This window comes from Pseudobutyrivibrio xylanivorans (assembly GCF_010906925.1).
In the GTDB taxonomy this organism is placed as follows: Bacteria; Bacillota; Clostridia; order Lachnospirales; family Lachnospiraceae; genus Pseudobutyrivibrio.
In genome coordinates this window covers 941,561-954,836 of record NZ_VTVE01000001.1, presented here as the reverse complement: position 1 = coordinate 954,836, position 13,276 = coordinate 941,561, and the positions used below count along the sequence as shown (strand labels likewise).

Genomic DNA, 13,276 nt, shown 5'->3' with positions numbered 1-13,276 from the left:
TGATACCCCCATATAACAAATAAAAACGAATTATTTCCAAAGGTCTCTAAATTCTTGATATTGCCATAGGCCAATATTATTTTCTTCAGCCTCTGCCATCAATTCAGCTAAAATATCATCATGGGCTACTGTAGGCTCGTATTTTTTAGCAATCCCATAACCATTCTCGACAATTATAGCATTAACCATTGAATTTTTTATGTTTTCTACATTAAATGTATCATCCACATCTTCTAACCAGACGTAAGCTAAAATTCTATCGTATTGGTCGTCTGCATCTACATCATATTCTAGATAGAGGGTACCGGCATTTGACAGTAATTCCTTAGTATAGTCGCTTGCCATTACACCGTATTCATTGTTGCGCTCTTCTTCTTGAGCAACGGATTCTGGCGTATCGATTCCAATCATGCGAACTCGCTTATGCTCTCCATTTGAATCCTCAACAATAATAGTATCTCCATCTACAGTTCTAATGAATTTAACAGCATCCAATTTACTCTCCTGATTATCCACTGTATTATCTGCATCTATCTCAGTTACATTTTGATTGTTAATAAATTCTGATGATGCAACACATAGAATTATGGCTACAATAATCCCTACTATACGCTGCCATCTATTATTATTTTTCATATTATTCATCCCATATAATTTTAATTTATTCTAAAAAACAGATGAGAAATTTCTGCTTCTTGTGATTTCTAGTAAACCTAAATGAGTGAAGCCATGGACTGATACGTTAGAAATATCATCATTAGAATTGTCTTTGAAATATCTAATTAGCTCTTGCTCCTCATCTTTGGATACCTTAAGCATATCGATTATTATTATACCAGAAATAGATCTAAGCCTAATCTGTTTTAATACTTCATCAATTGCTTGTTTATTGGTGTCAAAAGCTGTTCCTTTGCCATGATTTTTAGATGAATTGACATCAATAACTGTAAGTGCTTCTGTAGGTTCTATTACAATATTGCCACCATCTTTTAAATGGCAAACATTTGATGTGATATTCTTTAAAAGTTTAGTAAGGTCATATAGATTCCATAAACTATAGGATTCATCAGTATATGCCCTAACATTAAGGTCCATATTGATTACTTCTTCTAGATCTGAAACTATTTCATAATCAGATGAAGCATACTCATTTATATAGTGATAAACAAAACCATTATTCTTATAATCATCAATTAAATGCTTTACAAAGTTACACGAAAATGGCTTGCTTCCTTTTTTATCCTGGGTAATTACAACGTAAAATTGATCTCCCTGACAAACCTTCTTTTTATCTGAATGACGAACCAAATAATATTCAGGAAATAGCTTTTTTGATTCGATAAAACCCTTTTCACCAATAGAAAGCTTACATATACAAGAATCAATGTCAGAAATAACCTTTTCAACTGTGGCAGTGCAGACTGTGCCAATCTGTGTATTATCCAGGTTGATAATATCTAGAGGGCTATCATTTTCATCAAATGAAACAAGGAGCCTAAGCTCCTTATTCTCATATATTCCCTTTGTAATTACTATTTTTTTAATGCTCATCCCCAATTTCTCCAAGAGAGATAAAGTTATCTGGCAGTCCAGTAAACATATCTACTCTTTTAATATCAAGCGATAAATCATCAAATTCAGGTAGACCTATAAATTCATGGAAAGCCTTTACTACAAGCTCTGGCTTAATATTATCTGTACTACCGCTAGAAAGAAGAAAATCATACACAGGTACTTTATCTTCTATTGTAAGGTTAAAGCGGTAAATAAGTGGCTTTAAATCAAGCTCTCGTTCACCCTTTTTTGTCTTTTTAATAATGTTAATAGAATGTGCTTCATCAAAAAATTTCAATTTTAAATCTAAAATATTATCTATGTAACAAGCATCATCCTTTGAATCCTTATATGTTACGATGTAACTTGCTGCAGTAACGGCAGACATACATTTTTCAGCATCATCTGGTAGGTATTTAAAGCATGTTATGTCAAGCCCCTCTACCATGTTGTCATTAAGAGAATTAAGGGCAGCGACGGGATCTACCTTTTCCTTTAAATCGATATCCATATATTCACCCTCAGATGTAAGGCCTACACCAAGTGGTGATGCAAATGACATAATCTGGTGAGGATTAAATCCTTCTGAATATCTAATAGGAAGATTAGAACGCTTTACAGCTTTCTGGAAAAATCTCATTAAATCTAGATGGCCCACATATCTCATTATGCCTGTCTTGGCAAATTTAACTCTAGCGCGCATTATGACATACCCCCGATCCAATTTTAGCAGAGCCACAACCGCTACAAGCCATCTTGCAATTTGGTGTTACCTTAGCTTCCATAGCGTTGTTCCACTCTCTCTTTAAGAATTCTTTTGTTACGTGACAATTGATGAAATCCCAAGGAAGGAGCTCATCTAAATCACGCTGACGGTATGCATAATAATCTATAGAAATATTATTCTTTTCAAAGGCTGCAAGCCATTTGTCAAAGTCAAAATATTCACCCCATGCATCAAAGAAACAGCCGCTCTTATATGCATCCAAAATAGCAGGACAAAGTCTTCTATCTCCACGGGCAAACACCCCCTCAAGAACTGTAACATCAGAATGATGCCAATTGTACTTAAGAGACTTTTGGTTAAGCTGTGCCTTCATCTCGTCGTTAACAACTTTGGCACGGCGTAAGTATTCTCCTGCCTCATACATAGGTGCCCACTGGAAAGGTGTAAATGGCTTTGGTACAAAGAATGAAGTAGAAATAGTAATCTGGCATCTACCCTGACGCTGTTCCTTAGGAACGGTATCATAGTAAGCAGCAGCAACTTCATTGGCAAGCTGTGGAATGGCCTTCATATCCTCGTCTGTCTCTGTTGGAAGTCCCAGCATGAAATAGAATTTAACCTTATTCCAGCCACCCTTAAATGCAAGTGTTGCACCACCAATGATATCCTCAACTGTAAGGCCCTTATTGATTACATTTCTCATACGCTGGCTGCCAGCTTCTGGAGCAAAAGTAATACTTGATTTTCTAACGTCCTGAACCTTTGACATAACATCAAGAGAAAATGCATCAATTCGTAAAGACGGTAACGACACATTAACACCCTCAGAAAGACAATCATCAATAAGGAAATCCATAAGTTCTCCAAGTGCATGATAATCACTGGATGATAGTGAACTAAGGGAAATCTCCTCGTGACCTGTTGAAGCTAAAAGTTCTTTGGCTTGAGCCTTTAAAACATCAACAGACTTCTCTCTGTTTGGTCGGTAAATCATACCAGCCTGACAGAAACGACATCCTCTAATACAACCTCGCTGGATTTCGAGAACTACTCTATCTTGAATCGCTCTAACAAATGGAATAAGCATCTTAGTTGGGTAAGAAGATGAATCCATATCTGTCACAACCTGTCTATCAATTACAGAAGGTACATCATCATAAAGAGGTCTAAAATACTCTAAAGTTCCGTCACTTTCCTTATAGCCAACCTCATATAAAGAAGGAACGTAAATCCCTGGAATATGGCAAGCTTTTCTAAGGAAATCCTGTCTATTAAATCCACTTTTTCTACATTTTTTATATAAGTCTAAAAGATCACCGTAGCTTGTTTCGCCCTCGCCTACATATACAATATCTACAAAATCAGCTATAGGCTCAGGATTAGTAGCACATGGACCACCTACTACAACTATAGGGTCATCATCGTCTCTATCTTTTGATTCTAGGGCAACTCCTGCCAAATCAAGAATCTGTAAAATGTTGGTATAACACATCTCATACTGGAGTGTCATACCGATGAAATCAAAATCCTTGATGGCATCCTGGGATTCAAGCGCAAAAAGGGGTATATTACGCTCCTTCATCAGATTATGTAAATCTGGCCATGGCGAATATACCCTTTCACAATATGTGTCCTCACGCTTGTTAAGCATATCGTAAAGAATAGCTATACCAAGATGAGACATACCTACTTCGTAGACATCAGGAAAGCACATAGCAAATCTGATGTCTACCTCTGCAGGATTCTTTTTTACACTATTAAATTCATTGCCGATATAACGTGCAGGCTTATCAATCTGCATTAAAATATCGTCTGGTAACGCAAGTTTTTTCATTTAATTATCTTTGAGCAAGCTCAGAAGTAACGTCCTCCCAAGTAACACCCTTTTCTACCATAAGAACCATCATGTGATACAAGAAATCAGAAATCTCGTATTTGGTCTCCTCTGACTCAGGGTTCTTAGCTGCAATAACGATTTCTGTAGCTTCTTCGCCCACCTTTTTAAGGATTTTATCAATGCCCTTGTCGAAGAGGTAGTTAGTATAAGAACCCTCTTTTGGATTCTTCTTTCTGTCCTCAATAACAGCGTAAACATCCTCAAATACCTTAAGTGGATTTCGCTCAATATACTCCTTTTTTACTATCTCGTTGAAGAAGCAGCTAGGTGCGCCAGTGTGACATGCTACTCCTACCTGAGAAACTTTCGCCAAAATAGTATCAAAATCGCAATCGGCAGTCAATGACTTTACATACTGGAAATGACCGCTTGTCTCGCCCTTTACCCAAAGGCTCTGTCTTGAACGAGAGAAATAAGTCATCTTACCTGTGCGAATTGTAGCATTAAGGGACTCCTCATTCATGTAAGCCACCATTAATACTTCGCCAGTCTGGAAATCCTGAACAACTGTAGGAATAAGTCCATCTGAATTTGGCTTCAAGTCTGACCATTCAAGCTTTGCTTCGAAGTTGTCCATTTTGATACCCTGATCAGAAAGCTCACTCTTCATGCGCATAGCATCAAAAGCTGTATTATTTAAAAACTGACCAGAAATACCTCTGATTTGCTCTGACTTTAAGATTCCTAAAATATAATCAAAATCATATTCATCAACCTGAACAATGTAAGGGATATTAGTAATATTCTCAAGACCCTCTAGAAGGCTTGTATCCATAATGAGAAGCTCGTGAACATTATCTGCAAGGAAATCCTTGGTCTTAAAGAGAAAATCTACTGTAGCAAGGCTGACAAGCATTTTCTCCGCACCAAATCGTGCACTTGCCTCTTTGATAAGGTCGATTGTCTCTGGCTTAGAACCATTTAAGATAACCTCAACGCATCCTGCGTATAAAAGCTTCTTAACATCCTCAAGACGCTTGATATTGCCGCCACCTGCTGTCTTAACCTGAATGTTGCGGTTAATCTCTCTGATAGCAAGAATATTTTTCTCATGCTCTTCATCATCTGTAGATAAATCATAGCAAATAATTTTATCAATACCACTATCATCATAAACTGATGCAAGTTCTAAAACGTCACTCTTATCATCAAGCTCTGTAGGACTCTTTACTGCCATACCATCTTTGATGTAAATGGTAGCAACTATATTTTTGTGTTCCATACTAAGTTGTACTCCTTTTTAGATTGAACCCTTTGTAGTCATAGTCTGATTATTCAGTCTAGGGTCAATAGTTGTGGCTTCATCTAAAGCCTTAGCGAAAGCCTTAAACATGGCCTCGCACATATGGTGTGAATTACCTGGTGTAAGAACCTTGATATGAAGGTTCATACTAGCTGAATAAGAAATGGCATAGAAAAATTCCTTAACCATCTCGGTATCCATATAGCCGATTTTCTCTGTAGGAAACTCGGCCTCAAAAGATAAATAAGGTCGGTTGCATAAATCAACTGCAACTAATACTAAAGTCTCATCCATAGGAAGAATACAGCTGCCATATCGCTTGCATCCAAGCTTAGGTCCACAGGCCTTTTTAATAGCATTACCAAGAACAATGCCCGTATCCTCGATGGTATGGTGACAATCAACCTGTAAATCGCCCTTAATGGAAGCATCCAAATCAAAAAGTCCATGTCTTGTGAAGGCATCAAGCATGTGATCAAAGAAACCTATACCTGAGTTAACCTGACAAAGACCACTTCCATCTATAGAAAAGTCAATTGTTATATCTGTCTCTTTAGTTTTTCTAGCAACCTTTGCTCTACGTTCTTCTGCCATAATCCCCGCCTATTATTTCAATAACCACCTTTCTCATTATACAAAATATGAGTAGGTATTTAAAGTTTAATCGTCTCTTTGCACTGATAATTAAGATATATAAATAAATTATTAAATATCTTCAAATCTTACTCTTATAGAATTAGCATGTGCTGTAAGTTGTTCATTCTCAGCAAACTTAACAATATCAGGATATACTGTTTCAAGTGCCTCTCTCGAATAAGAAATAATGCTAGACTTCTTAATGAAATCATCAACAGAAAGTGGTGAGAAAAATCTAGCTGTTCCATTTGTTGGAAGCACGTGATTTGGTCCAGCGAAATAATCTCCAAGAGGCTCTGATGAATACTGTCCAAGGAATATCGCACCAGCATTCTTAATGTATGTCATATCCTCAAATGGATTAGCTGTAACAACTTCTAAGTGCTCAGATGCAATGGCATTAACGCAATCGATTGCATCTTTTTTATTGTCAGCAACAAGTAAATAACCAAAGTTATCAAGTGATTTCTGGATAATATCTTTTCTAGATAAAATCTTTACGAATCTCTCGATTTCCTTTTCTACTTCGTCTGCGATTCGCTCAGATGTAGTAACAAGAATTGCGCTGGCAAGCTCGTCATGCTCAGCCTGTGAAAGTAAATCTGCTGCCACGTATGTTGGATTAGCTGTCTCATCAGCCAAAACTAAGATCTCTGAAGGACCAGCAATAGAGTCGATTGAAACATATCCAAAAACAGCCTTTTTAGCAAGAGCAACAAATATATTACCAGGGCCAACAATCTTATCAACCTTTTCGATTGACTCTGTTCCAAATGCAAGTGCTGCAATAGCCTGTGCGCCGCCACACTTATAAATTACATCTACACCAGCCTCATTAGCTGCAACAAGAGTACTAGGATTAACCTTGCCCTCTTTGTTACATGGAGTAGTCATAAATACCTTGCCAACTCCTGCTACCTTTGCAGGCATAACATTCATAAGAACAGATGATGGATATACTGCCTTGCCACCTGGTACGTATACACCTACCTTTGCAAGTGGGGTAACCTTTTGTCCTAGAATAATGCCGTCTTCTGTAGTAAACCAGCTATTCTGTCTCTGCTTAGCGTGGTACTTTTCAATATTTACAAGGGCTTTTCTGATAACATCTACAAGTTCCTTAGGAACAAGAGTATATGCCTCTTCTATTTCCTCTTTTGTAACAACAATATTGCTAGCATTAATATCTGCACCATCGAATTTCTTCGTATATGCGAATATTGCCTCATCGCCCTTTTCTCTAACCGTATTTACGATTTCGGTAACTGTAGACTCATATTCTGTATACTGATTAGGGCTTCTTTTTAATAATGATTCTAAAATATTATCTATTGTGTCGCTTGTAAGCTTAAGCTTTTTCATTTTCAAGTGCTCCCTTCAACTTCTCAATAAGAGCTGTGATTCTCTCATATTCCATTTTCATAGAAACTTGGTTAACAACCATACGAGCAGAAAGTGGACAAACTTCTTCGAGAACAACAAGTCCATTTTCTCTAAGTGTAGAACCAGTCTCAACAATATCTACAATAACTTCTGAAAGACCAACAATAGGTGCAAGCTCTATTGAACCGTTGAGCTTGATAATCTCCACCGTCTGATTCTTCTTGTTGTAAAAATAATCCTTAGCAATTCTAGGATACTTGCTGGCAACTCTGATAAGCTCATGATGCTTAAGTAACTCAGCTGCCTCTGCAGGACCGCATACGCACATTCTGCACTTTCCAAAACCAAGATCTAATACCTCATAGATATTACGATTCTCTTCTAAAATAGTATCCTCTCCAACAACACCAATATCGGCTGCACCATACTCTACGTAGGTAGGTACATCGGGTCCCTTTGAAAGAAAAAATCTAAGTTTTAATTCTTCGTTAGTAAAGATAAGCTTTCTGGTATCTGGATCCTTCATCTCTTCGCAAGTAATACCGATGCTTTCAAATAAAGCAAGTGTCTGCTTTGCTAAACGCCCCTTACCAAGGGCAAAAGTTAAATATCTATCGCTCATTACATCTCTCCAATGCTAACATCAATTGATCAACAGTTATCGCAAAACCAATAGCAGGTGAATCCTTGCCAAAATGTCGCAGAAGCGAATCATATCTACCACCCTTAACTAGTGGCTCACCTACTCCGTAAGAATATCCAGTAAATATAATTCCAGTGTAATATCTATATTCTGAAATCATACCAAGCTCAAATGAAATATAATCCATCACACCGTTGCTCTTAAGGATTTCATAAAGCTTTGTCAGGTATTCAAGAGCATCATATACTTTTTTGTATTTCTTAGCCTTTTCAAGATAATTCTTCCATTCTGAAGGAGAATTAAGAATCTTGCCTGTTAAATCAAAAAGCTCGATAAGGCTCTTATTAACTCCTGCAGATTCAAGTAAATCCTTGGCACCAAAGAAGTTTTTATTAGAGATAAGATTAAGTAATCTCTCCTCATCCTCTGCCTTAAGTGAAGCAGCCTCTACAAGGCCCTTTACAATATCAATATGTCCTACTCCAATCTCGAATTCCTTGAGACCGATCGACTTTAATGAATTGACAACAATTGTAAGAATCTCAGCATCTGCATCTACTGAACTATCGCCAATAAACTCACATCCTGCCTGAGTACTCTCCTTAAGGCGTCCCTGAAGGCTATGATAATTAATAAATACATTGCCTTCGTAAGAAAGCTTAACAGGCTCATCTGTATCTGAAAAATACATAGCTGCTGCTCTACCTACAGATGGAGTAATATCTGGTCTAAGTACAAGAGTATTGCCATCTCTATCAAAGAACTTGAACATCTCATTAGACTTACATGAACCTACTTCCTTAGAAAATGTATCAAAGTACTCAAAAGTAGGTGTTGAAATAGGCGTATATCCAGATGCCTTAAAGTCCTTTCTGAGATTGTAAAGAACATCTAATCTACGCTCATATTCGCTGTTATAAATGTCTCTAACACCCTCTGGAGTGTGTAATGTAAGGTTTTTCATTCTCGTCTCCTAATCTATTAAAACACTTTAGTCCGCTAACGTAATAAAGTGATTATAACGAATAAAAGCCGGAAAGTCAACTTTCACGGCTCTTTAAATCAATATTTATCATGTCTAGATATGGAACTAATAGATTTGGCTTCGTCTCAAAAAAGTATTTTTTATCTAATTCGTCTATACGAAAGCTCTTTCTCCCACCATCTACCATCCTATCCCAGAAGGTCTTCAGCTGCACAAATGGAAGGTAATAATAGAGATCCCTCTCACTAAAGAAAATAAGAATAAATGCTATTCCATCTTGCTTTTCCCATTTTTCCATGAAATCTATCTGGTGCTGATGGATGTTCTGAAGAGGAAAAGTGTCCTTATTGCACTCCTTAGCATCGAAACAAACTGGGATTCCTTGTATTGCACCAACATAATCAACAGTTGATTTCTGGTCGAAATATGCAAGCGTAATATGACCCTTTTTGCTATCCATGTCAATAGGTGTAATAGGTGTGGGAATCTTTTGGATAAGTGCTAACCCATTTTCCTCGTATACTAAATTTGTTTTATTTATAAATTCTTCAAAAGTGGAACCTCTAAGGCCTCTTGACTTAAATGTAGACATTAAATTCCCCCGGTAAATCAGCTACATATTTTTCTCCATCTTCAAATTCAATAGAATATGCATGAAGAAGCTGTCCTTTTATTTTATATTTTTTATTAATTATCGCATTTCCGTATTTATTATCACCTAAAATAGGATGACCGATTGATGCTAAATGAGCTCTAATCTGATGAGTTCGACCAGTAATCAGATGAATCTCAATAAGGGTCATATCATTAGCAAGTTTTTTAATAGGTCTGTAGGCTGTCTGTATAGGTTTTGAATCATCAAATGGTTTTGATGAAATGGTTACTTTGTTGGTGGCCTCATCTTTAGACAGGTATCCGTCTATTTCCTGAGGTTCCTTAATATCACCTAAAACTATTGCTCTATACATTTTTATACAGCTTCGCTCCTTAAGAGCCTTGCCAAGCTTTTGAGCGCAAGGTAAATTCTTTGCGAATAAAATAAGCCCAGATGTATTTCTATCAAGTCTATTACAAATGCTAGGATGAAAATGTTTAAAGGATTCTTCTGAAAGCTCTCCTTTTTTAATCATATAAGATATAGCCATCTCGTTAATAGAAATATCATCCTCTGAATCTTTTTGGGACTTGATGCCGGATGGTTTGTTAATAATAATCATGTCATTGTCTTCGTGAATAATATTAATATCCGACGCAATAGATTTAAGGGAATGATAAAGGGGATCTGATTTTTCTCCTCCAGACATCTTTTCAAATGTCTCATCGGAAAACCATATCTTTACAACATCTCCCGTATTAAGTTTTTCTGAGCCGTCAGCCTTCTTGTCGTTTAGAGTAATATTTTTCTTGCGAAGCATCTTATAGATAAAAGATGTACTAGCCTCTGATAATACTCGTTTTAAAAACTTATCAAAACGCTGATTACTATCGTTTTCGTTTATTTTTAGTTCTTTCATTTGATTTGTTTTGCTTAGTAGAGTTCTTTCCTCTACTGTAATTATTGTTTACTGAATTGGTCTTTTTACCATTGTGTTGTTTATTAACATTCTTGCTACCAGAATGGTTTCTAGTAATCTTTCTAGGTGGAATAAGACACTCTTCTCCAAAGCCAATCAAATCCTCTCTACCAGCCTTAACAAGTGCCTCTCTTACCAAATCATAATTCTCCGGCCTCTTGTATTGAATAAGAGCACGCTGCATTGCCTTTTCGTGAGGATTCTTGCATACATATACTGGTTTCATATCTCGTGGGTCTATTTCTGTGTAATACATTGTTGTAGAAATAGTACTAGGTGTAGGATAGAAATCCTGTACCTGCTCAGGAGATAAATGATGGTCTCTTAAGTATTCTGCCAAAGCTATAGCATCATCAAGAGTAGAACCTGGATGTGAACTCATAAGATATGGCACTAAATACTGCTTAAGACCAAGTTCCTTATTAATCTTCTCGTATTTCTTGCAGAAATCGTTATATACGGATATATCCGGCTTTCCAAGATAAGACAACACATTATTTGAAATATGCTCAGGAGCAACCTTTAATTGGCCGCTGACATGATATTTGCATAAATCTCTAAGGAATGTATCATCCTTATCATACATTACATAGTCAAAGCGAACACCGGAACGGACAAAAACCTTTTTTACTTTAGGTAATTTTCTAAGTTTGGTTAGTAAAGCAACATAATCCTTGTGGTCTACTTCTAGATTCTGGCACTTAGTAGGAAACAGACACTGTCTATTCATACAAACGCCCTTTGTCATCTGCTTTTTACAAGAAGGATTTCTGAAATTAGCAGTCGGACCGCCTACATCGTGTATATATCCTTTGAAATCAGGATCCTCTGAAATCAATTTGGCCTCGTTTACAATGGAATCATGACTGCGGGATTGAATGATTCTTCCCTGATGGAATGTTAATGCGCAAAAATTACATCCGCCAAAGCAGCCTCTATTGCTAATAAGAGAAAACTTAACCTCTTTAATAGCAGGAATACCACCGTCCTTTTCATAAATTGGATGATAGGTACGCATGTAATCAATTGCATAAATATCATCCATTTCCTGCCTAGTCAGAGGCTTTTGTGGTGGATTTTGAACTACAAACATAGCTCCATCATAAGTCTCTACTAGCTTTTTTGCAGTAAACGGATCCGTATTTACGTATTGAGTGTAAAAACTCTTAGCGTAGGCCACCTTATCGCTTTTTATTTCCTCAAAAGTAGGAAGTATAATACCATCCTCAGTAAAGTATTTATCTCTTGTTTTAAAAACTGTTCCAGCTATAAATGTAATATCCTTTACATCCATACCAGAAGCAAGACAGTCAGCTATTTCTATTACAGAGTGCTCTCCCATTCCGTAAGAAATAATATCTGCTCCAGAATCCAAAAGAATAGAACGACGTACCTTGTTAGACCAATAATCATAGTGGCCAAGTCTTCGTAAAGAGGCTTCTATTCCTCCGATAATAATTGGCTTATTTTTATATGTATGTCTAATTAGATTGCAATAAACAACTGTAGCATAGTCTGGACGAAGTCCAATTTTTCCACCTGGAGAATAGTTGTCAAAATCTCTTCTATGCTTAGAAACACTATAGTGATTAACCATAGAATCCATATTGCCTGCGCTAACAAAGAACCCTAGCCTAGGTTCTCCTAAAACATTGATTGAATTATCATCCTTCCAATCTGGCTGTGGAATAATACCTACAGAATATCCGTGTAACTCAAGAAGTCTACAAATAATAGCCGCGCCAAAAGATGGATGATCTACATATGCATCACCACAGACATAAACAAAATCAAGTTGTTCAATTCCTCTTTCCTGTAAATCTCTCTTGGAAATTGGTAAAAACTTTTGCATAAATACCTCTAAAAATAATTTAGCCAACTTGCGTTTACAAGTTGGCTACTTATCAAATTTCAAAAAAGAAATTATTCCTTGTTGAAAAACTGCTCTGGAATATCAAGTGCAGGTACTTCATCGTCTGAAGAAGCTGCGCTTGCAACCTGTGGAGCCTCAACTCTTGGCTCTTCTGGAACTGATACATCTGCAGAAGGCTCAAGGCTTGATGCAGGGTCTGTAGCTCCGTCATTAAGTGAATCAGGAACAAGAGATGCACGATTGGCATCAACAGTATCTAAATAAACCTGCATTGTGCTAAGGAATGAATCTGTGCGTGTACGTGTAGTCTCAATAGAATTAGCAAGTATAGTCTGAATATTTGCTAAAAGCTCATCCGTATATGCGATAGCGCCCATTCTGATATTGTTAGCGTCTTCTGTAGCTCTATCGATCTTCTCCTGAGCGTTTTTCTGAGCAATGAGAATAACCTCATTGGCCTGTGCATATGCCTGTTGCATAATCTGGTGCTCAGAAACAAGCTCATTAGTCTGAATCTGTGCCTGACTAATAATCTCATCTGCCTTAGCACGAGCATCTGCAAGAATCTGCTCGCGGTTAGCAATCATTCTCTGATATTTTCTAATCTCATCAGGTGTCTTTGTACGAAGCTCCTGAAGTAAAGATTCAATTTCATCTTTGTTAACGATTATTTTACTTGTAGAGAAAGCTGAAGGCTTACAATCATCAATATAAGCTTCAATTTCATCAATAATGTCTTCTATTTTGCTTGCATTTGCCAT

13 protein-coding genes are annotated in these 13,276 nt (G+C 36.9%); all 13 read right to left on the bottom strand.

All coding sequences use genetic code 11. The annotated features are described in order from the left end of the window. Positions 1–30: 30 nt before the first annotated feature. The 13 genes from F0Q01_RS04445 to F0Q01_RS04385 all read right to left on the bottom strand — a co-directional run bounded on the left by F0Q01_RS04445 (position 31) and on the right by F0Q01_RS04385 (position 13,276). A complete protein-coding gene (locus F0Q01_RS04445) occupies positions 31–636 on the bottom strand; it encodes a thermonuclease family protein (RefSeq protein ID WP_163927140.1) in 606 nt (201 codons plus the stop codon). 30 nt (positions 637–666) lie between these two features. Continuing rightward, positions 667–1,551, bottom strand: coding sequence for a ribonuclease E/G (locus F0Q01_RS04440; protein WP_090486680.1), 885 nt, complete (start codon positions 1,549–1,551; stop codon positions 667–669). Beyond that, a complete protein-coding gene (locus F0Q01_RS04435; RefSeq protein ID WP_090486677.1) occupies positions 1,541–2,257 on the bottom strand; it encodes a TIGR03936 family radical SAM-associated protein in 717 nt (238 codons plus the stop codon). The genes F0Q01_RS04440 and F0Q01_RS04435 overlap by 11 nt, the downstream gene beginning before the upstream one ends. Further along, entirely contained in the window at positions 2,247–4,115 is a 1,869-nt protein-coding gene (locus tag F0Q01_RS04430) for a TIGR03960 family B12-binding radical SAM protein (RefSeq protein ID WP_090486674.1), read from the bottom strand. The genes F0Q01_RS04435 and F0Q01_RS04430 overlap by 11 nt, the downstream gene beginning before the upstream one ends. Positions 4,116–4,119: 4 nt before the next feature. After that, positions 4,120–5,400, bottom strand: a complete 1,281-nt coding sequence (gene hisIE, locus F0Q01_RS04425; protein ID WP_090486672.1) for a bifunctional phosphoribosyl-AMP cyclohydrolase/phosphoribosyl-ATP diphosphatase HisIE — start codon at positions 5,398–5,400, stop codon at positions 4,120–4,122. Positions 5,401–5,418: 18 nt separating this feature from the next. Beyond that, positions 5,419–6,015 (bottom strand): imidazoleglycerol-phosphate dehydratase HisB, encoded by a 597-nt coding sequence (hisB, locus tag F0Q01_RS04420; protein WP_090149814.1) that lies wholly within the window; start codon positions 6,013–6,015, stop codon positions 5,419–5,421. 111 nt (positions 6,016–6,126) lie between these two features. After that, positions 6,127–7,419, bottom strand: coding sequence for a histidinol dehydrogenase (gene hisD / locus F0Q01_RS04415; protein ID WP_090486669.1), 1,293 nt, complete (start codon positions 7,417–7,419; stop codon positions 6,127–6,129). Next, positions 7,406–8,062: an ATP phosphoribosyltransferase gene (hisG, locus tag F0Q01_RS04410; RefSeq protein ID WP_090149821.1), complete on the bottom strand. Its 657-nt coding sequence runs from the start codon at positions 8,060–8,062 to the stop codon at positions 7,406–7,408. Before hisG ends, hisD begins: the two co-directional genes overlap by 14 nt. Continuing rightward, positions 8,052–9,047, bottom strand: a complete 996-nt coding sequence (hisZ, locus tag F0Q01_RS04405) for an ATP phosphoribosyltransferase regulatory subunit (protein ID WP_090149827.1) — start codon at positions 9,045–9,047, stop codon at positions 8,052–8,054. The genes hisG and hisZ overlap by 11 nt, the downstream gene beginning before the upstream one ends. 76 nt (positions 9,048–9,123) lie before the next feature. Beyond that, positions 9,124–9,660 carry a Holliday junction resolvase RecU gene (locus F0Q01_RS04400; protein ID WP_090486667.1) on the bottom strand — a complete coding sequence of 179 codons (537 nt, stop codon included), beginning with the start codon at positions 9,658–9,660 and terminating at the stop codon, positions 9,124–9,126. Beyond that, entirely contained in the window at positions 9,647–10,582 is a 936-nt protein-coding gene (locus tag F0Q01_RS04395; protein ID WP_090486665.1) for an RluA family pseudouridine synthase, read from the bottom strand. The genes F0Q01_RS04400 and F0Q01_RS04395 overlap by 14 nt, the downstream gene beginning before the upstream one ends. Continuing rightward, positions 10,551–12,494 (bottom strand): YgiQ family radical SAM protein, encoded by a 1,944-nt coding sequence (locus F0Q01_RS04390; protein WP_090486661.1) that lies wholly within the window; start codon positions 12,492–12,494, stop codon positions 10,551–10,553. Before F0Q01_RS04390 ends, F0Q01_RS04395 begins: the two co-directional genes overlap by 32 nt. Before the next feature lie 71 nt (positions 12,495–12,565). Next, the gene (locus F0Q01_RS04385; protein WP_176753653.1) at positions 12,566–13,276 is read right to left on the bottom strand and encodes an ATPase; all 711 of its coding nucleotides are present in this window, start codon (positions 13,274–13,276) and stop codon (positions 12,566–12,568) included.